At 63.4% G+C, this 23,108-nt stretch carries 24 protein-coding genes; 17 read left to right on the forward strand and 7 right to left on the reverse strand.

The genetic code is table 11. From position 1 onward, the window contains the following. From ACN0S5_RS20495 to topA, 3 genes are all read right to left on the reverse strand, one after another. A partial coding sequence (locus tag ACN0S5_RS20495; protein ID WP_417210876.1) for a CoA-transferase occupies positions 1-119 on the reverse strand: 119 nt, incomplete at its 3' end. A gap of 88 nt (positions 120-207) precedes the next feature. Further along, positions 208-786 carry a L,D-transpeptidase gene (locus tag ACN0S5_RS20500; protein ID WP_417210810.1) on the reverse strand — a complete coding sequence of 193 codons (579 nt, stop codon included), beginning with the start codon at positions 784-786 and terminating at the stop codon, positions 208-210. Positions 787-862: 76 nt separating this feature from the next. Further along, the gene (gene topA / locus ACN0S5_RS20505) at positions 863-3,571 is read right to left on the reverse strand and encodes a type I DNA topoisomerase (RefSeq protein WP_417210811.1); all 2,709 of its coding nucleotides are present in this window, start codon (positions 3,569-3,571) and stop codon (positions 863-865) included. A 186-nt stretch (positions 3,572-3,757) separates the two neighbouring features. On the opposite strand from topA, the gene ACN0S5_RS20510 reads away from it, so the two are divergent. Then, positions 3,758-4,192, forward strand: a complete 435-nt coding sequence (locus ACN0S5_RS20510) for a hypothetical protein (protein ID WP_417210813.1) — start codon at positions 3,758-3,760, stop codon at positions 4,190-4,192. Positions 4,193-4,198: 6 nt separating this feature from the next. Here ACN0S5_RS20510 and dprA read toward each other — a convergent pair whose 3' ends face one another. Further along, positions 4,199-5,389, reverse strand: coding sequence for a DNA-processing protein DprA (gene dprA, locus ACN0S5_RS20515; protein ID WP_417210815.1), 1,191 nt, complete (start codon positions 5,387-5,389; stop codon positions 4,199-4,201). A gap of 268 nt (positions 5,390-5,657) precedes the next feature. After that, complete coding sequence (gene tldD, locus ACN0S5_RS20520) at positions 5,658-7,079, reverse strand: metalloprotease TldD (RefSeq protein WP_417210818.1); 1,422 nt, start codon at positions 7,077-7,079, stop codon at positions 5,658-5,660. A gap of 179 nt (positions 7,080-7,258) precedes the next feature. On the opposite strand from tldD, the gene coxB reads away from it, so the two are divergent. The 9 genes from coxB to ACN0S5_RS20565 all read left to right on the forward strand — a co-directional run bounded on the left by coxB (position 7,259) and on the right by ACN0S5_RS20565 (position 14,742). Continuing rightward, the gene (gene coxB, locus ACN0S5_RS20525) at positions 7,259-8,134 is read left to right on the forward strand and encodes a cytochrome c oxidase subunit II (RefSeq protein ID WP_417210820.1); all 876 of its coding nucleotides are present in this window, start codon (positions 7,259-7,261) and stop codon (positions 8,132-8,134) included. Positions 8,135-8,215: 81 nt separating this feature from the next. After that, the gene (gene cyoE / locus ACN0S5_RS20530; RefSeq protein WP_417210821.1) at positions 8,216-9,151 is read left to right on the forward strand and encodes a heme o synthase; all 936 of its coding nucleotides are present in this window, start codon (positions 8,216-8,218) and stop codon (positions 9,149-9,151) included. After that, entirely contained in the window at positions 9,148-9,318 is a 171-nt protein-coding gene (locus ACN0S5_RS20535; RefSeq protein WP_417210823.1) for a cytochrome C oxidase assembly protein, read from the forward strand. The genes cyoE and ACN0S5_RS20535 overlap by 4 nt, the downstream gene beginning before the upstream one ends. Then, on the forward strand, positions 9,308-9,889 hold the full coding sequence (locus ACN0S5_RS20540) for a cytochrome c oxidase assembly protein (protein WP_417210824.1): 582 nt from the start codon (positions 9,308-9,310) through the stop codon (positions 9,887-9,889). Before ACN0S5_RS20535 ends, ACN0S5_RS20540 begins: the two co-directional genes overlap by 11 nt. 24 nt (positions 9,890-9,913) lie before the next feature. Next, positions 9,914-10,753 (forward strand): cytochrome c oxidase subunit 3, encoded by an 840-nt coding sequence (locus ACN0S5_RS20545; protein WP_417210826.1) that lies wholly within the window; start codon positions 9,914-9,916, stop codon positions 10,751-10,753. Positions 10,754-10,831: 78 nt separating this feature from the next. Then, on the forward strand, positions 10,832-11,509 hold the full coding sequence (locus ACN0S5_RS20550; RefSeq protein WP_417210828.1) for an SURF1 family protein: 678 nt from the start codon (positions 10,832-10,834) through the stop codon (positions 11,507-11,509). A 1-nt stretch (position 11,510) separates the two neighbouring features. Continuing rightward, on the forward strand, positions 11,511-12,899 hold the full coding sequence (gene thrC / locus ACN0S5_RS20555; protein WP_417210829.1) for a threonine synthase: 1,389 nt from the start codon (positions 11,511-11,513) through the stop codon (positions 12,897-12,899). Further along, positions 12,896-14,158 (forward strand): M16 family metallopeptidase, encoded by a 1,263-nt coding sequence (locus ACN0S5_RS20560; protein WP_417210831.1) that lies wholly within the window; start codon positions 12,896-12,898, stop codon positions 14,156-14,158. The genes thrC and ACN0S5_RS20560 overlap by 4 nt, the downstream gene beginning before the upstream one ends. Then, positions 14,158-14,742, forward strand: coding sequence for a GNAT family N-acetyltransferase (locus ACN0S5_RS20565; protein ID WP_417210832.1), 585 nt, complete (start codon positions 14,158-14,160; stop codon positions 14,740-14,742). The genes ACN0S5_RS20560 and ACN0S5_RS20565 overlap by 1 nt, the downstream gene beginning before the upstream one ends. A 53-nt stretch (positions 14,743-14,795) precedes the next feature. Here the strand turns inward: ACN0S5_RS20565 and ACN0S5_RS20570 are convergent, their stop codons facing one another. Then, entirely contained in the window at positions 14,796-15,068 is a 273-nt protein-coding gene (locus ACN0S5_RS20570; protein ID WP_417210833.1) for a DUF4242 domain-containing protein, read from the reverse strand. A gap of 175 nt (positions 15,069-15,243) precedes the next feature. Between ACN0S5_RS20570 and ACN0S5_RS20575 the strand changes: the two genes are divergently transcribed. Next, entirely contained in the window at positions 15,244-16,071 is an 828-nt protein-coding gene (locus ACN0S5_RS20575) for an MBL fold metallo-hydrolase (RefSeq protein WP_417210835.1), read from the forward strand. 113 nt (positions 16,072-16,184) lie between these two features. After that, positions 16,185-17,600 (forward strand): FAD-binding oxidoreductase, encoded by a 1,416-nt coding sequence (locus ACN0S5_RS20580; RefSeq protein ID WP_417210837.1) that lies wholly within the window; start codon positions 16,185-16,187, stop codon positions 17,598-17,600. A gap of 41 nt (positions 17,601-17,641) precedes the next feature. Here ACN0S5_RS20580 and ACN0S5_RS20585 read toward each other — a convergent pair whose 3' ends face one another. Next, positions 17,642-18,502, reverse strand: coding sequence for a lytic transglycosylase domain-containing protein (locus ACN0S5_RS20585; RefSeq protein WP_417210839.1), 861 nt, complete (start codon positions 18,500-18,502; stop codon positions 17,642-17,644). 378 nt (positions 18,503-18,880) lie between these two features. Here ACN0S5_RS20585 and ACN0S5_RS20590 point away from each other — a divergent pair, with 378 nt between their 5' ends. The 5 genes from ACN0S5_RS20590 (at position 18,881) to ACN0S5_RS20610 (ending at position 22,744) form a co-directional block, all read left to right on the forward strand. Beyond that, positions 18,881-19,060, forward strand: coding sequence for a hypothetical protein (locus tag ACN0S5_RS20590; protein WP_094036710.1), 180 nt, complete (start codon positions 18,881-18,883; stop codon positions 19,058-19,060). Positions 19,061-19,169: 109 nt separating this feature from the next. Then, complete coding sequence (locus ACN0S5_RS20595) at positions 19,170-19,349, forward strand: hypothetical protein (RefSeq protein WP_417210840.1); 180 nt, start codon at positions 19,170-19,172, stop codon at positions 19,347-19,349. Between the two features lie 218 nt (positions 19,350-19,567). Further along, entirely contained in the window at positions 19,568-20,422 is an 855-nt protein-coding gene (cpaB, locus tag ACN0S5_RS20600) for a Flp pilus assembly protein CpaB (protein ID WP_417210842.1), read from the forward strand. A gap of 217 nt (positions 20,423-20,639) precedes the next feature. Next, a complete protein-coding gene (locus tag ACN0S5_RS20605; RefSeq protein ID WP_417210843.1) occupies positions 20,640-22,073 on the forward strand; it encodes a type II and III secretion system protein family protein in 1,434 nt (477 codons plus the stop codon). 14 nt (positions 22,074-22,087) lie between these two features. Then, entirely contained in the window at positions 22,088-22,744 is a 657-nt protein-coding gene (locus ACN0S5_RS20610) for an OmpA family protein (RefSeq protein ID WP_417210844.1), read from the forward strand. Positions 22,745-23,108: the final 364 nt, after the last annotated feature.

Genomic DNA, 23,108 nt, shown 5'->3' on the forward strand with positions numbered 1-23,108 from the left:
AGCGCGTCGATCAGCAGTTCCGGTATGCCGCAAAGGCCAAAGCCGCCCGACGCAATCAGCATGCCGTCGAACAGCACGCCATCCAATGCCTCGGCAGCCGTGCCGTAGACCTTTTTCATGGAAAACTCCCCTGATATCTGGATCAAAGGAGTTTTCGCCGCCCTACAGGGAGAAGTCAACGCACCACCGGGGGTGTAAGCGCTAACATCAGATCAGGCGCACCTGTGTGCCGATTGGCGTAATCTCGAAAAGCTCGGCGATTTTCTCATTGTACAGGCCGATGCACCCGTCCGAAGACGGGCGGCCAATCTTGCGCGTGTCGTGCGTACCGTGGATCAGATAAGCCGGCCAATCCAGATACATCGCGTGCGTGCCCAGCGGATTGTCCGCCGCGCCGCCCTCGACGGGCTTCCAATCGGGAAAGCGTTCCATCTGCGACGCCGTGGGGGTCCACGACGGGCCAACTTTCTTGCGCACGATCTTTGTATAGCCACGCTTGGTCAATTCATCCGTTTTGGGCACCGAGGTCGGGTAGATCCGATAGTCGCTGCCGTCCGCGCTCCAGTAATGCAGGGCGCGGCTGGCGGTGTCGCAAACGATGCACCCCACGCCCAAGGCGTCAAAATGATCCCGCCAGTCCTGACTGGCAAAGCTCGACACGTTGCGACGGACGGCGGTTGCTTCCGCCCGCTCCTGCGCGCGCACCTGTCCCGGTACGATCCATGCCGCGCCGCCCGCCAGCAGCAGGCCGCGTCTGGAAAAATTGCCTGTCATGATGATCTCCATGCCTGTTTTCAGGCATGGATACAACTCGCTGCGCTGCGGCACCAATCACATATTATTTACAGGATGTGTCTCGGGCTCAGCCTGCCTCGCCAGAGGCCTTTTTCGGGGCTGCCTTCTTGGCGGCGGGCTTTTTGGCGGGGGCTTTTTTCGCCGTTGTTTTCTTGGCTGCGGCTTTCTTGGGGGCGGCCTTTTTCTTGCCGCCTTTTGAGGCCTTTTCATTCACCAGCGCCACCGCCGCCTCAAGCGTGATATCCTTGGGGTCGACGTCCTTGGGCAGGGTCGCATTGACCTTTTCCCACTTCACATAGGGTCCGTAACGCCCCTCAAAGACACTCAACGCGCCGCCGTCGGGATGTTCCCCCAACTCACGCAGGGCCTTGGCCGCCGACCCGCGCCCGCGTCCCGGATTGGCCCGCTTTTCCGCCAGCAATTCCACCGCCCGGTTCATGCCGATCTCGAAAACCTCCTGGAATTCCTTGAGGTTGACGTAGACCGGTTTCTCCTCATCAGGTTTCTGGTGCATGATGTAGGGACCAAAGCGGCCAAGGTTGGAACTGACGACGCCACCCTCGGGATGCATGCCGATTTCGCGCGGCATGGTCAGCAGGGTCAGCGCTTTTTCCAGCGTCATGCCATCCGGCTCCCAACCGGGCAGATATTGCCCCTTGGCCTTGGGCAGCGAGGCGCGCGGCGGTTTCTTGTTCTCGGGTGTCGGCTCGCCGCGTTGCACATAAGGACCAAAGCGACCGGCCTTGAGCCAGATCTCATCCCCTGCGTCTTCTCCCAGAACGCGCTCTTCCCCATCGGCCCCTTCCCCGGCAATCGGGCGGGTATAGGTGCATTCGGGATAGTTGCCACACCCGACAAAACCGCCGGTGCGCGACGTCTTGAGGTGCAGTTGCCCAAGGCCGCACTTCGGGCAGATGCGCGGATCGCTGCCATCCTCGCGCGGGGGATACAGTTGTGGCGCCAGCGCCTCGTCCAGCACGTCCAGCACTTCGGAAATGCGCAGGTCCGACGTCTCGCTGATCGCGGCGCTGAAATCGCGCCAGAACTTGGCCAGCAGGTCCTTGTAGTCGCTGTCCCCCGCGCTGACCTGATCCAGCTCGTTTTCCAACGCGGCGGTAAAGTCGTACTCAACGTAGCGTTTGAAAAAGTTGAGCAGGAAGATCGTGACGATCCGGCCCTTGTCCTCCGGGAACAGGCGGTTCTGTTCCTTGCGGACGTATTCGCGGTCCTGAATTGTGGTGATAACGCTGGCATAGGTCGAGGGCCGACCAATACCCAGCTCTTCCATCTTTTTGACCAGCGTCGCCTCGGTGTAGCGCGGCGGCGGGTTGGTATAGCTTTGCGTCGCCAATGTCGCGCCGTCGTCGGACATCACGGCTGGCAATCCGCGCTCGGTGCCCTTTTCCATCGCCTTGGCATGGTCAGATTTCAGGCTTCCGGCTGCAAATTTCGCCGGTTCGCCCTGCATGATCTGCGGCAGGCGCTTGTCGTCATCCTCTGCCGGTTCGTCGCGGCCTTCTTCGTAGACCTTGAGAAAGCCATCAAACAAAACGACCTGCCCGGTCGCGCGCAGGCCCACCTGACCGTCGTCGCTGCCGATGTCGACCGTGGTGCGTTCCAGCCGCGCGCCTTCCATCTGGGCCGCCAGCGTGCGCTTCCAGATCAGATCGTACAGCTTGCGCTGATCCGGTTCCGCCAGCCGCAGCGCCTCTGCGTCCTTGGTCATGTCGGTCGGGCGGATACATTCGTGCGCTTCCTGCGCGTTCTTGGCCTTGTTTTTGTAGATGCGCGGACTGCCCGGCACGTATTCCTTGCCAAAGCGGTCCTGAATCGCGGCGCGGCATTCCTGCACCGCCTCGGGGGCCATGTCGATGCCGTCGGTCCGCATGTAGGTGATGTACCCGGCCTCGTACAAACGCTGCGCCGTGTTCATCGTCGCCTTGGCGCCCATGCCGAACTTGCGGCTGGCCTCTTGTTGCAGGGTCGAGGTCATGAACGGCGCCGATGGGTTGCGTGAGGCCGGTTTTGCCTCGACGCTCATTACCTTGAGCGCGCGCTTTTCTATGGCGCTGACAGCCATTTCCGCGTCGGTCACATTAGAAATGTCGTAGCGGTCCAGCTTTTTACCGGCAAGATTGACAAGCCGTGCCTCGAACGTCTGCCCGCGCGGCGTGGTCAGCGCGGCGCGCACCTGCCAGTATTCACGCGGGTTAAACGCCTCGATTTCCTGCTCGCGCTCGACAATCAGGCGCAGGCAGACCGACTGCACCCGCCCCGCCGACCGCGCGCCGGGCAGCTTGCGCCACAGCACCGGCGACAGGTTGAACCCGACGAGGTAGTCCAGCGCGCGGCGTGCCAGATAGGCCTCGACCAGCGGCGCGTCGATGTCGCGCGGGTTCTTCATCGCCTCGGTGACGGCGGCCTTGGTGATGGCGTTGAAGGTCACGCGCTCCACCTTGGTGGTTTTCTTGATCGAGCGGCGCTTGGTCAGCGCCTCCTTGAGATGCCAGCTGATCGCCTCGCCTTCGCGGTCGGGGTCGGTTGCGAGGATCAGTTCGTCATCGGTCTTCAACGCTTCGGCGATGGCGGCAACGTGTTTGCGCGAATCGTTGGCGATCTCCCATTTCATGGCGAAATCGTGCTCTGTATCGACAGATCCATCTTTGGGCGGCAGGTCGCGGACGTGTCCGTAGGATGCCAGAACCGTGTAATCGGACCCCAGATACTTGTTGATTGTCTTGGCCTTGGCCGGGGATTCGACGACAACGACGGGCATGGGACTCTGCTACCTCGCGAATAAATACTCTGGCCTTGCGGGGCCTTGTCTGGGGCCGCGTATGGCGGCGCAACATGTGGGGTGCAAGGCCGTTTTGTCAATCAGGGGTGCCGCGAAGCGGCGGAACAGGCTTCTCGGCGGGTGGTTCTTGCGCTTACTGTGACAGCATTCCAAGGAGGATTTGCCGTGTTCCGATTTGCCGTGACGCTGACCGCCGCCACCCTGACACTTGTCCCGCTGACCGCCTCTGCATGGGAGACGCCAGCGCGGGGGTCTGCCCTGCGGACCCAGTTGATGGATTCGATGCGACCGATTGCCGAATGGACGCTGGGCGCGCCAGTGACCTTTGTCGTCTCCGATCTGCGGGTCAGCGGCGACGTCGCCTTTGCAAGCCTGCATCCGGTGCGGCCCGGCGGGGGCGAGATCACCGCAGACGAAATTCCGCAGCGACCGGGATGGGACAACCCCTTTGACTGGGATGGGGTCGATATTCAGGCGCTCTACCAGCGGTCCGGCGACGCATGGGTCGCGGTGCATCATGCGATGGGGGCCACCGATGTCTGGTGGGCGGACCCGCAGTTCTGCCCAATGTGGGGTTCGGTCATCCCCGAGGTCTGCTGACCCACGTCAGTTGCGCGGCACAAGCGACAGAAGGCCGCCGGGCTGTCGCCGGATCTGGCCGTCAAGCTCCAGATCGGTCAAGGCCGGAGAAACCTTGCCCGCCGATGCGCCAAGATCCCGGATCAGTTGATCCTCGGCCAATGGTGACGGCCCCAGCCGGTCGAGGATTTGCCGGTGCAGCGCCGCGGCTTCGCGTAGAGTGCCTTTGCCCGCGGGCGTGTCCGGCCTCGCGGCGGGCGGCGCGGCTTGCGGTTCGGGAAGGTCGAGTCGGGGTTGGCGATCAGGCGATGCGGGGGCCTCTGCTGGCGGCAGCGCCTCCAGGATGTCGTCTACATTGCGGATCAGCCGCGCGCCGTCCCGGATCAGGATGTTGCAGCCGCTGGCGCGGGCGTCCATCGGATGACCAGGTACAGCCAGCACCTCACGCCCCTGATCCAGCGCGGTGCGCGCGGTGATCAGGGACCCCGACTTGGCCGCCGCCTCGACCACCACAACGCCGCGCGACAGGCCCGAGACGATGCGATTGCGGGTCGGAAAGTGGCGCGCGACCGGTTGCATTCCAATGGGTTGTTCGCTGACACGGGCACCGCCATTGGCGGCGATCTCGTCGGCCAGCTTGGTGTTCTCCGAGGGATAAAGCACATCGACCCCGCCCGCCATGACAGCGATTGTGCCGGTGGGCAGCGCGCCCAGATGCGCAACCGTGTCGATCCCGCGTGCCAGCCCGGAGACCACCACATGGCCCGCAGCCCCCAGCCCCTCGGCCAGACGCCGCCCCATGCGGATGCCCAGCGATGACGCGCTGCGCGCGCCGACCAGCGCCACCTTGGCGCGGCGCAATACGGCGCGGTCACCGACCCCCCAGAGGATCGGGGGCGCGTCGGAAATATCTGCAAGGTCTTCGGGGTAGTCCGGCTCTCCCCGGCAGATCAGCCAGGCGCCGATGCGCCGTCCGGCGGCCAGCTCCGCCTCGACCACGCCAATTGGACAGCAGTCGTATTTGTCGACACCGGCCGCGCGGGCGACCTCGGGCAACGCCTCCAGCGCCGCCTTGGCGCTGCCGTGTTCGGCCAGCAATCTCCAGAACGTCGTCGGCCCAACCCGACGCGAGCGCAAGAGACGGAGCCAGTCCACACGATGATCTTCCGTGGTGGGTGGGAGTGGGGGGTGAGTGGAAGAGTGAGTTTCGTCGCGCATCCGGACCCCGTCGTCTTGCTTTACAAGTCATAGCGTCAGGCTGGTTAACCAGAGGTAAATCGTCCCACGATTTCCTTGAGAGCAAGGCGCAGCCCTACGAATTCTAGGAAAATCAGGTGAAAAGTCGTGGCGCATTGCAACATCCACCACGCAGCCGGCCATCGAATCGATGGCTTGCCCCCGGCCTCAAACCTGTGCGCCGCGCCACTTTGGGCCGATTGGCGGGCTTTGTGCCGGTGCCCGGCCTTGCGCCGACCCGACCGACCCGTCAGGCCTGCGCGCCGCCGACGGTCAATCCGCCGATCATCACCGTCGGCTGCCCGACGCCCACCGGCACCCATTGCCCCTGCTTGCCGCAGTTGCCCATGCCGGGGTCCAGCGCCATGTCATTGCCCATCGCCCGGATCTGTTGCAACGCGGTGGCGCCGTCGCCGATCAACGTGGCCCCCTTCACCGGCGCGCCGACCTTGCCGTTCTTGACGCGGTACGCCTCTGTGCAGCTGAACACGAACTTGCCGTTGGTGATGTCGACCTGCCCGCCGCCAAAGCCCACCGCCCAGATCCCGTCTTTGAGATCGGCGACAATATCCGCCGGATCGGCGTCGCCGCCCAGCATGTAGGTATTGGTCATGCGCGGCATCGGGATATGGGCAAAGCTCTGCCGCCGCCCGTTGCCCGTGGGCTGAACGCCCATCAGGCGGGCGTTCTGGCGGTCCTGCATATAGCCCACCAGCACCCCGTCCTCGATCAGCACGTTCTTGCCGCTGGGCGTGCCCTCATCGTCGATGGTGATAGAGCCGCGCCGGTCGGGGATGGTGCCGTCGTCCAGAACCGTGACACCTTTGGATGCAACCTGCTGGCCCATCAGCCCGGCAAAGGCCGAAGACCCCTTGCGGTTGAAATCCCCCTCCAGCCCGTGACCGATGGCCTCGTGCAGCAAGATGCCGGGCCAGCCCGGTCCCAACACAATATCCATGACCCCTGCCGGGGCTGGCTCTGCCTCAAGGTTCACCAGCGCGATGCGCAGCGCCTCGCGCGCCTTGGACTGCCAGTCCTGCGGGGCCAGCAAGCCGTCCAGCGAAACCCGACCGCCACCGCCCGCCGTCCCGGATTCGCGGCGACCGTTCTGTTCGACAATGACACTCACGTTGACGCGGGTCATCGGGCGAATGTCGCTGACAAGCGTGCCGTCCGCCCGCAGGATAGAGACCTCTTGCAGGGATGCGGCGATGGTCGCCGTCACCTGCACCACGCGCGGATCAAGATCGCGGGTATAGCCGTCGATCTCGCGCAGGGTCTCCAGCTTGACCGGAAAGCTCGCGCCCTCGATCGGGTCGGCGTCTGTATAAAGCGTGCGGTTGGTGCCCGCCGGGGGCGGCGACATGATCCCGCCGCCGTCCCCAATGGCAAGCCGCGCCGTGTCGACCGCACGTTTCAGCGCGCTTTCGCTGATTTCGGTGGCATGGGCATAGCCTGCCACCTCACCGCGCACCGCGCGCAGGCCGAATCCTTCGGACGAATCGTAACTGGCGGTCTTGACCCGCCCGTCGTCCAGCACCAATGATTCCGAGCGCGACCGCTCCAGGAACAACTCGCCATCCTCGGCACCGTTCAGCGCCTCACGGACCAGCGCGGTAGTGCTTTCAAGGTCCAGATGGGTGTCGAACGGGCGAAAGGCAGCGGGGGTCATGGGCGTCTCCGGCTTGATCTGGATCAAAAAAGCGGCGGTTTGCCGCAAGGGCCGAGCTTTCCCGGCATACCGGAATATGATTTTAAGCAGGGCAGAACGCAATGGGAGGTGCGTAGACCGTTCGGGTCTGCCGCCGTGGCCCTCCCGTGGACCACACTCGCAACCGATCAGGGTGAGACATGCAACGCAAATCGATGCTTCTGGGCCTTCTGAGTGCCTTCGTCGCGGCGCCAGCACTGGCGCAAGACCTTCCCGTGCTGGGCAAGCCGCACGCTGGCGGGATGGGCTTTCAGCTCGCCGCTACCGAACTGGCCGCCGATCTTCAGTGGCTGGACGGGATGGTTCTGGTGATCATCACCATCATCACCCTCTTCGTGACCGGGCTTCTGGCCTTCGCGGCCGTGCGCTTCAACCGCAAGGCCAACCCGGTCCCCAAGGCCTTTACCCACAACTCGCCGCTCGAAGTGGCCTGGACCATTGGCCCGATCGTCATTCTGGTTTTCATCGGCGCGTTCTCGCTGCCGGTGCTGTTCAAGCAGCAGGAAATCCCCGAGGGCGACATCACCATCAAGGTGACAGGCTACCAGTGGTACTGGGGTTACGAATACGTCGGCACCGATCTGGCCTATGACGCCTACATGATCGGCTCGCCCGCCACCGGCGGCGACAACCGGATGTCCCCGGATGTCGAAGCACAGCTGGTCAAGGCCGGCTATGACAAGAGCGATTTTCTGCTGGCCACCGATACCGCGGTTGTCGTGCCCGTGGGCAAGACGATCGTGATGCAGGTCACTGGCGCGGACGTGATCCACTCGTGGACCATCCCCGCTTTTGGCGTGAAACAGGACGCGGTGCCGGGCCGTCTGGCGGAACTGTGGTTCACTCCGCAAAAAGAGGGCGTTTACTACGGTCAGTGCTCTGAACTCTGCGGCATTGCCCACGCCTACATGCCGATCACCGTCAAGGTTGTCAGCGAAGCCGCCTATGAGGCATGGCTGGCCGCCTCGATCGAAGAAGGTGGTTACACCGATGTCCGTGCGGTGCTGACCAACTGAGCCTTGGTGGGTTGAAAACCCACCCTACGCCAAATCCGTAAGGTGCGCCGTAGCGGCGCATCTTTTGCCAAGGGACCCACAATGAGCGACGCAAGCCTGCATTCCGACGCCTATGAGAACGAGGCCCAGTTCGGCGATTATTTCGCCCTGCTGAAGCCGCGCGTCATGACGCTGGTGGTGTTCACGGCCTTCGTGGGCCTACTGGCGGCACCGGTCGCGGTGCATCCCTTCGTCGGCTTTTGCGCGGTGCTGTTCATCGCCGTGGGCGGCGGTGCCTCTGGCGCGCTCAACATGTGGTACGATTCGGACATCGACGCAGTCATGAAGCGCACCGCCAAGCGCCCGATCCCCGCGGGCAAGGTCACGCGGGACGAGGCGCTGGCCATCGGCCTGACGCTGTCGGCCTTTGCGGTGATCTTTCTTGGCCTCGCGACCAACTGGGTCGCGGCGGGCCTGCTGGCCTTCACCATCTTCTTTTACGTCGTGATCTACACCATGTGGCTCAAGCGGCTGACACCGCAGAACATCGTGATCGGCGGTGCCGCCGGGGCGTTTCCCCCGATGATCGGCTGGGCCGCCGCGACCGGCGATATCTCGACCGCCTCGGTGCTGATGTTCTGCCTGACTTTCCTGTGGACGCCGCCGCACTTCTGGGCGCTCGCCCTGTTTGTCCGCATGGACTACGACAATGCCACCGTGCCGATGCTGACCGTGACCCACGGCCGCCGCGCGACCCGCCGCCATATCCTTGCCTACACCGTCCTTCTGGCGGTCTTTGCCATCGGCCTCGGCTTTACCCAGGTCGGCGGGCCGGTCTATCTGGCCACCGCGCTGGTGCTGAACGCGCTTTTCCTCAAGGGGGCCTTGCGGATCGCACGCCGCGACGAAGACGCCGCAGAGGCGGATGGCTACAAGGTGGAAAAGAAATTCTTCAAACTTTCGCTGCTCTACCTCTTCGCCCACTTCGGTGCGATTCTCGTGGACGCGGGCCTTGACCGCATGGGGATCTGGGCATGAGCCTGAGCAAGCAACATGAGCTGCACAAGCGCCGTCAAGGCCGCAACACCGGTGTCGGTCTTGTGCTGGCCGCCTTTGTGGTGATCATCTTGGGATTGACCTACGTGAAAGTCACGCAGGGCGGCCTTCAGATGCAACCTCAGCAGGGAGTGTCCAGTGGCGATTGACGGAAAACAAAAGACCCTTTTTCAAACCGTTGGGGTTGTGGTCCTGATGGGCGGTCTGGCATGGGCCTCTGTCCCCTTTTACAACTGGTTCTGCAAAGTCACCGGCTTCGGCGGCACACCCAACGTGGCCTCCGCTGCGGGCGACATTCTGGACAAGACGATCAAGATCCGCTTTGACGCCTCGAAAGAGCGCGGCATGCCGTGGGAGTTCAAACCCATGGTCCGCGAGATGACGCTGCGCATCGGCGAAGAAGGACTTGCCTTTTACGAGGCGTACAACCCGACCGACCGCCCGGTCGCCGGGCAGGCCAGCTACAACGTGACCCCCTACGAGGCGGGCGGTTTTTTCTACAAGATCGACTGCTTTTGCTTCGAAGAACAGGTATTGATGCCCGGTGAGCGGGTCCAGATGCCGGTCAGCTTCTTCGTCGACCCGGAGATCGTGACCGACCGGGATGCCAAACATACCGGCCACATCACGCTAAGCTATACTTTCCACGAGATCGACCTGCCCGAAGAGGCGCAGGCCGCTCTTGACGCCAAAAGAGACGCGGACGCGTCCGTCAACTAACGCCAAACGAGGGAACGAACTGACATGGCGCATGCAAAGAACCACGACTACCACATTCTGAACCCCTCTCTCTGGCCGCTCCTGGGCGCAGTCTTCGCCTTTGCCATGCTGTTCGGCGCGGTGGCCTGGATGTCGGGTGAAATGACCATCCTGTTCAAGTCGATCACCCTGAGCGGCCCCTGGCTGTTCCTGATCGGCTTTGTTGGCGTGCTTTACGTCATGTTCGGCTGGTGGTCTGAAACCGTTGTCGAAAACAAGGTCGGCGATCACACACCGGTGGTGCTGATCGGCCTGCGTTACGGCTTTATCCTGTTCATCATGTCCGAGGTGATGTTCTTCTTCGCCTGGTTCTGGTCGTTCTTCAAACACGCCATGTACCCGATGGATCCCGCCGGCAACTCGCCCATCGTGGACGGTGTTTGGCCACCCGCCGGGATCGAGACGTTTGACCCGTGGCACCTGCCGCTGATCAACACCCTGATCCTGCTCTGCTCGGGTGCCGCGGCCACATGGGCGCACCACGCGCTGGTGCATGAGGACAACCGCAATGACGTCAAGAACGGCCTTATCATCGCCATCCTGCTTGGCATGCTGTTCACGGCGTTTCAGGCCTATGAATACAGCCACGCGGCCTTTGGCTTTTCGGGCAACATCTACGGCGCGAACTTCTTCATGGCGACGGGCTTTCACGGGATGCACGTTCTCATCGGAACGATCTTCCTGTTCATCTGCCTGCTGCGCGTTTACCGCGGCCACTTCACCCCCGAAAACCACCTCGGGTTCGAGGCGGCAGCATGGTACTGGCACTTTGTCGATGTGGTCTGGCTGTTCCTGTTCTGCGCCGTCTACATCTGGGGCGGCTGAGGGCTTGCACCCGCCGCGTCACGCGATAAACCAAGGCGCGCCCACTGGGGCGCGCCTTTTTCGTTCCGGAGGCTGGTCTTGAACCGCTACATCGCCCCCCTCGCCCTTGGCCTGACCGGCATCGCGATCCTCGTGTGGCTGGGGACATGGCAAATTCAGCGGCTGGAGTGGAAGCGCGGCATCCTCAACGAGATCGAAACTACCGTCTCCGGCGACCCACGGCCCCTGCCCCGCCTCATCGACCCGGAGGCGCAGCGCTATCAGCCGGTTGTCCTGACCGGTGAGATCGGCAGCGACGCTTTGGCCGTTCTGGTCTCCGTCAAGCAGCGCGGCGCTGGCTGGCGATTGATCTCGGCCTTCCAGACCGAAGACGGGCGGCGCATCCTGCTGGATCGCGGCTATGTGCCCGTCGAACAGAAAGGCCAGCCGCGCTACGCCGGTCCGGCCACGGTGCGGGGCAATCTGCACTGGCCGGATGATCGAAATTCCTCGACCCCCGACAACGACCCCGCCGTGAACATCTGGTACGCCCGCGATATCGGCCCGATGGCCGAGGCGCTGGGGACAGAACCGCTGCTGGTCATCACCCGCGATATGTCGCCCGCGGACACGGGCGTGACGCCCCTGCCCATCGACACCGGCGGCATTCCCAACGATCACTTGCAATATGCCATCACGTGGTTTTCGCTCGCCGCGGTCTGGCTCATCATGACAGGCGTCTGGATCTGGCGTCTCAAGACAGGCAAGGAGTCCTGACATGCGTTACATTTCGACCCGAGGACAGGCCCCCGCGCTGACCTTCGAAGAGGCCATGCTGTCCGGTCTGGCGCGCGATGGCGGCCTGTACGTGCCCGAAACCATCCCGCAGATGAGCGCCGCTGACATCCGCGCCCTGCACGGCCTCAGCTATGAAGAAACCGCTTTTCGCGTGATGCGGCCCTATGTGGGCGACGGCTTTACCGATGAGGTCTTTGCCGACCTGATCGCCAAGGCCTACGCCGGGTTTGACCACAACGCCCGCGCGCCCCTGGTACAGCTTGCGCCGGGGCATTTCCTGCTGGAGCTGTTCCACGGCCCCACGCTGGCGTTCAAAGACTTTGCCATGCAACTGATCGGTCAGCTGTTCCAGGAGGCGCTGGAACGGCGCGGCGAACGTGTGACCATCGTCGGCGCCACCTCCGGCGACACTGGCAGCGCCGCCATCGAGGCCTTCAAAGGCCTCGACAACGTCGATGTCTTTATCCTTTTCCCGCATGGTCGCGTGTCAGAGGTGCAGCGCCGCCAGATGACCACGCCGTCCGAGGCCAATGTTCATGCACTGGCGATGGATGGCCATTTCGACGACTGTCAGGCCCGCCTCAAGGACATGTTCAACCACTTTGAGTTCCGCGACACAGTGCGGCTGGCGGGTGTAAACAGCATCAACTGGGCGCGCGTTCTGGCGCAGGTGGTCTACTATTTCTCTGCCGCCGTCAGCCTTGGCGCGCCGGACCGCACCGTCAGCTTCACCGTGCCCACCGGCAACTTTGGCGATATCTTTGCTGGCTACATCGCCAAGCGCATGGGCCTGCCCATCGACCGGCTGGTGGTCGCCACCAACCAGAACGATATCCTGCACCGCTGCCTGTCATCGGGTGAATATGCCACGTCCGAGGTGCATCCCTCGATCAGCCCCTCGATGGACATTCAGGTCAGCAGCAACTTTGAACGCGCGCTGTTCGACGCCTATGGCCGCGATGGCAGCGCCGTGGCGCAACTGATGGACGAACTGAAATCCGGCGGCTTCAACGTCAGCCAAGGCGCGCTTCAGGCGCTGCGCGAACATTTCGACTCTGGCCGCGTGTCCGAGGAACAGACGCTGGACACTATCCGCAGCGCCAACGACTCGATGGGTGAACTGCTCTGCCCGCATTCGGCCATCGGCGTGCGCGTGGGTGAGGACATGCGCGACCCGGCAACGCCGATGATCACGCTGGCCACCGCCCATCCGGCCAAGTTCCCCGACGCGGTTGAAAAGGCCAGCGGCATTCGCCCGCCTCTTCCAAATCGCATGGCGGACCTTTATGAGCGTCCGGAGCGGGTGACACGGGTCGCAAACGACCTGACCGCCCTAGAGACCCTCATTCAGGAGCGTATTGCCAAGTGACTGTTAAACTCGCCACTCTCTCCAACGGATTGCGCATCGTGACCGAAGATATGCCCGGCCTGCAATCTGCGGCTGTCGGGCTCTGGGTCACGGCGGGTGGACGGCATGAGCGGGTCGAGCAGAACGGCATTGCCCATTTCCTCGAACACATGGCCTTCAAGGGAACCAAGCGGCGCAGCGCGTTGCAGATCGCCGAGGCGATCGAGGATGTGGGCGGCTATATCAACGCCTATACATCGCGTGAGGTGACGGCCTATTACGCCCGCGTTCTGAAAGCTGATGTCGGTCTGGCCGTCGATGTTCTGGGTGACATCCTGCGCAACCCGGTCTTCGATCCTTCGGAGATCGAGGTTGAGCGTCATGTGATCCTGCAAGAGATCGGTCAGGCGCATGACACGCCTGACGATGTGATCTTTGACTGGTTGCAGGAAAAGGCCTACCCCGACCAACCCATCGGGCGCACCATCCTTGGCGAAACGGCGCGGGTGCAGGGATTTGACCGCGACGATCTGGCCGCCTTTGTCAATGAACACTACGGCCCGGATCAGATGATCCTCTCCGCCGCCGGTGGCGTCGACCACGACGCGCTGGTGAAACAGGCCGAAGAACTGTTCGGCGACATGGTCCCGCGCAGCGCGCTCAGCGCCGATGCCGCCCGTTTTCACGGCGGTGAGGCGCGACGGACCAAGGACCTTGAACAGGCACATCTGGCGCTGGCCTTCGAAGCACCGGGCTATCGAGATCCGGATTTCTACGCCGCGCAAATCTATTCCGTCGCCCTCGGCGGCGGCATGTCCTCGCGCCTGTTTCAGGAAATCCGCGAGAAACGCGGCCTCTGCTACACCATCTTTGCCCAGAACGGGGCCTATGCCGACACCGGCATGACCACGATCTACGCCGGCACCTCGGGCGAGGAGATGCCCGAGCTGATCAACCTGACCATAGATGAGATGAAGCGCGCCACCGAGGACATGAGCGACGCCGAGGTCGAGCGCGCCCGCGCCCAGATGAAGGCCGGTCTGCTCATGGGTCTCGAAAGCCCGTCCTCGCGCGCCGAACGCAGCGCCCGCATGATCCAGATCTGGGGAGAGGTGCCGCCAATCGAAAAGACCGTGGCCAAGATCGACGCGGTCAGCCGCGCCGACGTGCTGCGCTTTGCCGAGGAACAGGCCGCAGAGGCCGCCGCCGCGCTGGCGCTTTATGGCCCGGTGGACAAGGCCCCCACGCTGGCCGAACTACAGGCGCGCCGGGCGGCATGATGCTGGCGTTCAGGCGCAAGGTGAGGCTTGAAACAGAGCGGCTGACCCTGCGCCCGCCGATCCATTCCGACTATACGTCGTGGTCGCTCCTGCGCCGCGAAAGCGAGGACTTCCTGACCCCGTGGGAGCCGTCCTGGGCGGCGGATCATCTGACGCGCAAGTCCTTTACCAACCGCGTCTACTGGGCCTCCCGCTCGATCGGGTCCGGCAGCGCCTTGCCCATGTTCATCATCCGCCGCGAAGATCAGGCGCTGCTGGGGGCGATCACGCTGGACAATATCCGCCGTGGTCCGGCGCAGGCCGGAACCCTTGGATACTGGGTCGGTGAACGCTACACACGGCACGGCTACATGACCGAGGCCATCGCCGCCATGGTCCACCATGCCTTTGAACATATGGGGTTGAGCCGACTGGAGGCCGCCTGCCTGCCCGAGAACGTCGCCTCGCGCGGGTTACTGGAGCAGTCGGGGTTCAAATACGAAGGCGTCGCGCAAAGCTATCTTCAGATCAACGGACGCTGGCGGACACATGTGCTTTACGCGGCGCTGCGGATGGATCGTCGTGGCCGTACCGACATCGGCTGACCCATCCGCCTGCCCCCGGCTGCGGCCCTGTCACGTCCCTTTTTCCGGTATCGTCAACCTGCCGTGGTGGGATCGATCATGGTCTTGATCTCGGTGATCGTGGTCGCGGGAAAGCCGCTGAGCTCCGCATGTTCCTTTACCGCCGTCTCGTCTTCGGCGAGGTAGACGCAAAACGTCTTGTTGTCGGCAACGTAGGAATGTTGCCATTGCACCCTCGGGGCCAGCTTGGCCAGAGCGTCGTTTGACGTGTTCGCGGCGCCGCACAGTTCTTCGCCGGACATACCGCCGACACCGGGCAGATCGCGTTCGATCACGTATTTCTTCATTTGTCACACCTCCTCGTGCGCAGGAACTGTAGCATCGGGACACAAACCGGGCCAGCGGACGGCCTGCGTGTTATGCGCACGGGCCGTCACACGCAGATGTGAGCGGACATCCCTGCCCGCCCGCGCCACGAATCGCGCTACGCTGGCCGGGGCTCAAACACGAGGTGCTCCGGTCATGCTTCGACTCGCCACGCTTTTTCTTCTGATTGCAACCGCGGCGGCCTACGCGCAGGACCAGCGCCGCCCCAGCCATTGCATCGCCATCGCCGACGCCGCACCGGGGCTGGAATACCTGCACAAGGCCAGCTGGACCGCTCCGATCCCGGACTACAGCGTGCGCATTCACTACATCGCCCACGCATCTTTCATGATCCAGACCCGTGGCGGGCTGGAGGCGGTGACCGATTTCAACGGCTTCATCGGCAACACGCGGCTGATCCCCGACATCGTGACCATGAACCACGCCCACACCACCCACTGGACCAATGCCATAGACCCGGCGATCCCGCACGTCCTGCGCGGCTGGGGGGCCGAGTTCGGCAGCGGGATCGAACACCATCTTGATCTGGGCGAAATGCTGATCCGCAACGTCTCGACCGACATCCGGTCGGCCTATGGCGGCGATGAGCCGAACGGCAACTCGATCTTCATCTTCGAGGTCGAGGGATTGTGCATCGCCCATCTGGGCCACCTGCACCACGAACCCACCTCCCGGCAATACGCCGCCCTCGGGCGCGCCGATATCCTGATGGTGCCGGTGGATGGGGGCATGACCATCCCGCTGTCGACCGTGGAACGCATCGTGGACCGGCTGAAAAGCTCCATCGTGATCCCGATGCACTGGTTCTCTGGCTACGCGCTGGACCAGTTCCTGACCAATGTGGACGACACCTTCGCCATCGACCGCCGCGACGGCGCCACGCTGGAGGTCTCGCTGCGCGATCTGCCCGCGCGGCCCACGGTGATCGTGTTGCAACCGCGCTATCTCAGCGATCCGGATTGACCGGGGCGCTTCCTTGCGCTTCTTCTTTGTCGAAATCCCCCGGGGAGTGTGAGGGGCTGGCCCCTCACCCCTGCGCGTGCCACAACCACGTCCAGTGATGCGAGGAGGATCCGATGCCGCTTGCCCCTGCCGATGACGCTTTCTCCGGCCGTCTGGCCCAGAGCGTGCCGACCGACACCCTGCGCCCGGCAGAGCCGCGCTTTCGCGAAGAGCCGCGCGGGCGCTGGACCGGCACCGCAGGATGGGTGGCCCTGCCGCGCAGCACCGAAGAGGTGGCAGTCATTGTCAGGGCCTGCGCCGCCGAAGGTGTCGGGATTGTCCCTTATGGCGGCGGGACCGGGCTTGTCGGAGGGCAGCTACAGCCCGACGGCCCCGCGCCTCTGATCCTGTCGCTGGAACGCATGGCCGCGATCCGCGCCGTCTATCCGCAGGAAAACGTCGCCGTGGTCGAGGCCGGAACCATCCTGACCGACGTCCAGCGCGCGGCAGAAGAGGCCGACCGCCTGTTTCCCCTGTCGCTGGCCTCCGAAGGGTCGGCGCGGATCGGCGGACTGCTGGGCACCAACGCGGGCGGCGTCAACACGCTGCGCTATGGCAACGCGCGCGATCTGGTGCTGGGGCTGGAGGCGGTGCTGCCCGACGGGTCGATCTGGCACGGGCTCAAACGGCTGCGCAAGGACAACACAGGGTATGATCTGCGCCACCTGCTGATCGGCTCTGAGGGGACCCTTGGGATCATCACGGCGGCCAGTCTGAAACTCGCGCCCCGGCCCGCCACCACCGGAACCGCGCTGATGACCGTGACCTCCCCCGAGGCGGCACTGGCGTTGCTGGCGCTGGCGCGCGGACACCTCGGCGAGACGGTCAGCGCCTTTGAGCTGATGCATCGCATGGGGTTCGACTTTCTGGCCGAAACCCTTCCCGACCTGCGCCAGCCTTGGGCCAGCCCGCCAGAATGGGCGGTTTTGATCGAGATCGGACTGGGTGTGGGGTCCGATGCGGCCACAGCCCTGGAGAGCCTCTTTGCCGAGGCCTTTGAGACCGGACTGGTGACAGACGGCATCGTGGCGCAATCGGTCGCGCAATCCCGCGACCTCTGGACCCTGCGCGAACACATCCCCGAAGCGAACCGGCGGATCGGCGCGGTGTCGAGCCATGACATCTCTGTCCCGCTGGGGCTGATCCCCGAATTCATCACCCGTGGCGGGGCCGCGCTGGCGACGCTGGGCGACTGGCGGATCAACTGCTTTGGCCACGTCGGTGACGGCAACCTGCATTATAACGTCTTTCCTGTGCCGGGGCGCAGCCGCGCGGATCACACCGATCAGCGCGACGCGATCAAGACCTGCGTGCATGACCTTGTGCATGACCTGGGCGGGTCGATCAGCGCCGAACATGGCATCGGGCGGCTGAAGGTCGACGATCTGGAACACTACGGCGACCCGGCCAAACTGGCGGCGATGCGGGCGATCAAGGCGGCGCTGGACCCCAAGGGCATCATGAACCCCGGCGCGGTGCTGCGGGCCTGAGCCAAGGCGAGGTCCCGGATCGTGTCCGGGACGGGGTCGCGCTACGGTGACATCACCCGAAAGACGCAGCCGTCCGAGATCAGTTCCGGCGGGGTCAGGCACAGGCCGCGCGCGACGCTGAAGGCGGCCAGCACCTTGGGCACATAGTCGCGCGTTTCGGCATAGGGCGGCACGCCGCTGTGCTGCCCGATGGAATTCTCACCGGCGTTGTACCCTGCCAGAACAAGGATCGGATCGCCCTCGAACTTTTCCATCAGGAAATCGAGGAACGCCACGCCGCCACGGATGTTCTGCGTCGCGTCGAAGGCATCCTTGACGCCGAAACGCTCTGCCGTGGCGGGCATCAGTTGCATCAGCCCCTGCGCGCCAGCCTTGCTCTTGGCGCGCGACTCTCCGGCGGATTCCACCGCGATCACCGCCAGCGCCAGCGCGGGCGACACGCGCGTCCCCACCGTTTCACGCAACAGGTCGACGCCGTGCGCCTGCGCGATCTCCTGCAAGCCTTGCAAACGCGGCGCGCCGACGCTTTGGCCCTCGGGGCCTTTTGTCAGGGTGGCCAGCGCCGGGCTCAGACGGCCCGGCCCCGTGGCCGTGACCTCGGGTGAGACCGTATTCCAGAACCACGCATAACTTCCTAGCGGGACCGCGGGCGCGCCAGCGATCGCGCCCGTGACCACACCGGCCTGTGGTGCGGGCTGCGGCGGCGGGGCAGAGGCAATCGGTGGCGCAACCGCTGGATTCGCGCGCGGCGCGATCTGCACGGTGATCCGTTTCTTGGTGCCGGATTCGGGTGGCTTGACCCGTTTAAAGGTAAAATCCTTGAAAGCCGGGGGGGAACTGCCCGCCTCCTGCGCCTGCGCGCCCGACGCACAGATCAAAATGGCCGCAATTGCGGCGCTCATACGTGTTCTGACGACCATGGGCCTGCTCGATCCCCGTTTTTCGGTCCTTATTATTCTTATTTTGGCACAATCCGGCCAAATTATCCATCAGTGTTGCGCATTGGAAAACCATCGTCACCCAAAGCGCGCAGCGCCGCGCCGAAACCCGGCCCCGCTTGCGTCCTGCCAAGAATTTTTCTCATTAAAAAGCAGCCGCTTAATCAATTCTAAGCCAAAAAAATGCAACGCTCCAAAATCACACCATTCGAGACACACTCTCGCCCCAAACCACCGGCAATTTACAGTCATACCGACGACGGACAGGGCAAGTTGAGAGAGGCCCGCTACGACCCCGAGACGGTGAATGTGAACAACGCACAGATCTACGGAGAGAGAACAATGATCAACTTCATCAAGAACTTCCGCAAGGACGAAGACGGCGCCGTTACAGTTGACTGGGTCGTTCTGACCGCTGCTGTCGTGGGTCTGGCCGTGGCCGCCTACTCGACCATCGAAACCAACTCGCAGGCGCTGATCGACGCAGCCGCCGCACGTGTGGCTCTCGAAAACGACTTCTAAGTTGTCTGATCGCTTGACGATCACCTGAAGACCAGGCGCGCGCTGCGGCGCGCGCCTTTTTCAAATCCGCATGTTTTTATGTGCGGCCCCCCAGCCCCGGAGTTTCACCATGCGCGTTCTGCTCAGTGCCTTTCTAACGAAGGAAGATGGTGCCGTGACCGTGGATTGGGTCGTTCTGACTGCTGCCATCGTGGGTCTCTGCATCGCTGCCTATACCGCTGCGGAAACCGCCACGCTTGGCCTGCGCGACGGCGTTTCCGCCGAACTGGTGCGCCAGAACGATTTCTGACCCCTGCTGCCACGCAAACCGTGGGCGGCCCGGACTCCGGGCCGCCTATCGGTGTGCAGGGCCGATGTGCCGTGTCGGCGCGTTGTGGTCCAATTGCCGGAACAGGGGCGGGCCGTCAAAGCGCCCCGCCCCTGTCCCGTTCTTGCCGCAATCACATGGCACTGTGATCCAAAGCCGGACCGCCGGCCAATGTCGTGACATTCCAAGTGAGGTGACCCATGCGACTCGTATTCGGACTTGTGCTCATCGCCGGCCTCGCCCTGGCGGGCTTTGCCGTCTACATGGCGCAGAACTATATCGGCGCCTACGAAAGCGCGCTGGCACAGGAACGCGCCAAATCAGGCACCTCGGTGCCGGTGGCCGAGGTCTATGTGACCACACGCGCCATCAGCTATGGCGAAGAAATCAAGAAAGAGGACGTGGTTCTGGCCCCTTGGCCCAAAACGGCCCTGCCAGAGACGTTCTTTGACGCGGAAAACCCCCTTTTCGTCAGCGGTGAGGGCGCGCGCCTTGCGATGCGCCCGATCGAAAAAAGCGAAGTGCTGATGGCCGTCAAGGTCTCAGAGCCGGGCGGCGATGCGGGCCTGACCTCGCGCCTGTCCCGCGGGCAGCGCGCCTTTGCCATCAAGGTCGACGTCGCCTCTGGCGTCTCGGGCTTTCTGCGTCCCGGCGACCGGGTCGACGTCTACTGGACCGGCCGTCTGCCCGGCGAGATTGGCGAACGGTCCTCTGGCGAAGTGACCAAACTGATCCAGACCGGAATCAATCTGATCGCCATCGACCAGACATCGGACACCGAATACAACACCGCCACCATCGCGCGGACCGTGACCGTGGCCGCCAGCCCGCAGCAGGTTGCGGCACTGGCGCAGGCGCAATCGACCGGAAAGCTGTCCCTGTCGCTGATGTCGCAACTGGACGATACGGTTGCCGAGGCCATCGAGGTCGATCAGCTCTCTCTTCTGGGCATCGTCGCCGAAGAGCAGGTCGAAAAGAAAGTGTCGAAGTCCTGCACCACCCGTGTGCGCCGCGGTGCCGACGTGGTCGAGATCCCGATCCCCTGCACCAACTGAGCGTCGTTTCAACGGGCGAATTCAACCGCTTGACTCACAGGGCCCCCGCCGGTGCGGGGGCCTTTTTGTTGGCGCTGAAATCCCGTCTGTTGCGGGTTATCCACATAAGTGCCCCCCCTGAAGCCATTGATTCTTGCATAAAAACAAGAAATGCCGCATGTTTGGGAAAAGGCAGGCGCTAGACCTGCGACCGAGGCGTGATCGAGAGGCAGGTCACATGAAAATTGACAGATTCCTTAAGGCGGCCCTGCTGGGCCTGTCGCTGACGGCCGCGCCGTTTGTCGGTGAGGTGCAGGCGGACACGCTGCGCATCCTGCGCAATGGCACGCAGCCGATATTGAATGTTCCGATGAACCGCGCGCTGGTTGTCGAAAGCGATCTGCCCTTTGCAGAGCTTTCCATCGCCAACCCCGCCATCGCCGACATTTCATCCCTGAATGACCGCAACATCTATGTGCTGGGCAAGTCGCCCGGTACAACGACGCTGACCATTCTGGATGCGGCAGGTGAGCTGATCACCAACGTCGATATCCGGGTGTCGCCGGATGTGTCCGAGTTCAAGGAACGTCTGCGCCAGATCCTGCCGCAGGAAAAAATCGAAGTGCGCACCGCCAACGACGGCATCGTCCTGTCGGGCACCGTCACCTCGACCGGGCGGATGCAGCGGGCGCTGGAACTTGCCGAACGCTATGCTCCGGAACGGGTGTCAAACCTGATGTCGGTGGGTGGCGTCCAGCAGGTGATGCTGAAGGTCCGCTTCGCCGAAATGGAACGCACGGCGGCCAAGATGCTGCGCACCTCGCTGGCAACTGGCGGCTCGGTGCTGGACGGCAATCTGGGACTGGAACTGGGTACCGGAAACGCCGCCTCTCTGGCGGATGTGGACGCGGTGGCCGACAAATTGTCGCCCAAAGCCCTCGATGTCGAGGGCGCGGTGCTCTTCGGGTTCAACGCGGGGGGCCTCGAAGTGGGCATCCTGCTTGAATCGCTGGAACGCAAAGGCGTTGTCCGCACCTTGGCAGAGCCGAACCTGACCGCCCTGTCCGGTCAGGAGGCCAAGTTTCTGGCCGGCGGCGAATATCCGATCCCGGTCAGCCAGCAGAACAACACGATCACCATCGAATACAAACCCTTCGGCGTTGAGCTGAACTTTATCCCGCGGGTGATTGACGGCGATCTGATCAACCTCGAACTCGAAGCGGCGGTCTCTTCAATCGACTCCGGCAACGCAATCGTCTTGTCGGACATCTCGGTCAACGCCTTCAAGCGGCGCGAGACCTCGACCACGGTGGAACTGCGCGACGGCGAAAGCTTTGCCATCGCGGGTTTGCTGATGGATGATTTCACCGACGCCAATGCCCAGCTTCCCTGGCTGGGGGACGTGCCGGTGCTGGGCGCGCTGTTCCGCAGCGCGGAGTTTGAGCGCTCGCAATCGGAACTGGTGATCATCGTGACGCCGCATCTTGTGACCCCGACTCGGGGCGAATATTTCGCCCTGCCCACCGACCGCGTTGTGCCACCGACCGAACGGGACTTGTTCCTGCGCGGCAAGGTGGCGGGCAAACCCGGTGGCGGCGTGCCGAAAACCGGGGCCGCGGGCGAAGTGGCCAAGCAGGACTTCACCGGGTCCTACGGATATGTGATGGACTGATGCAGAGGCGCAAGATGACCAGGTTACCGATAACCGCCGCCCTGGCAATGGGCCTTGTGATCGCCGGATGCAGCAAGACGCCGGACGGCTTTGACCGTCAGGCGGGCGCGCTGATCGACACAGGTCATTTTGGCAATGCCACGATGAACAACCACCAATTGATGACCGGCGAAAAGCAGATCATCTACGATCTCTCGCAGCGCTTCGCCTCCGAGGTGATGACAACGGTCAATTTTGCCTTCAACAGCGCCGAACTGGACCACGGGGCGCGCGACACCCTGCGCGAGCAGGCCCAGTGGATCCGGCAGTTCCCCGAAATCCGCTTTCGCGTCTACGGACACACCGACAAGGTCGGCGGCGACGCCTACAACAAGCGGCTGGGCCTGCGCCGGGCGCATGCGGTTGTGAACTATCTCGCCAGTCAGGGCATCAGCAAGTCGCGGCTGGAGGCGGTTGTCTCCTACGGCGAAACCCAGCCTTTGATCGTGACCGAAGGCCGTGAACGCCGCAACCGGCGCACCGTGACCGAGGTTTCGGGCTTTGTCGCCCGGCATCCCACGGTGATGGACGGCAAATATGCCGAAGTGATCTACCGCGAATACATCCGCAGCGCCGAACCCAAGACGGTGCTGACCGGCCAGCAGGGGCAAGATCTGGCCGTTACCCAGTAACGGACCCGACGGATCGCAGCACAAACGACAAGGGGCCTTCGGGCCCCTTTTTGGTGTTTGCCTCATTCCTGTCCGCACATGCCCCGATCCTTGCGCCAGTCCTGTGCTTTCCGGGGGATTCCCGCGCCCTGCGAAACGATACACGCCCAAATTGTTCCCAGATTTTGGTTGACCGCCAGAGGGTCACGTTTGCGCCGCAAGGCCCGGATTCGGTCGCCGTTCACCGCACAATTTCGGTTTTTTGGCCCAAATGTTGCCTCGATTGTGGGGGAATGTCCCCTTGGAGAACCAGTGCGTGCCGCGACCCGAGTCGCGCACCGCGGGACCGGGGGACACGTCTTCGCCACGTCACCCGAGCCGGCAA

It is taken from the genome of Antarctobacter sp., assembly GCF_048262615.1.
Classification (GTDB): Bacteria; Pseudomonadota; Alphaproteobacteria; order Rhodobacterales; family Rhodobacteraceae; genus Antarctobacter.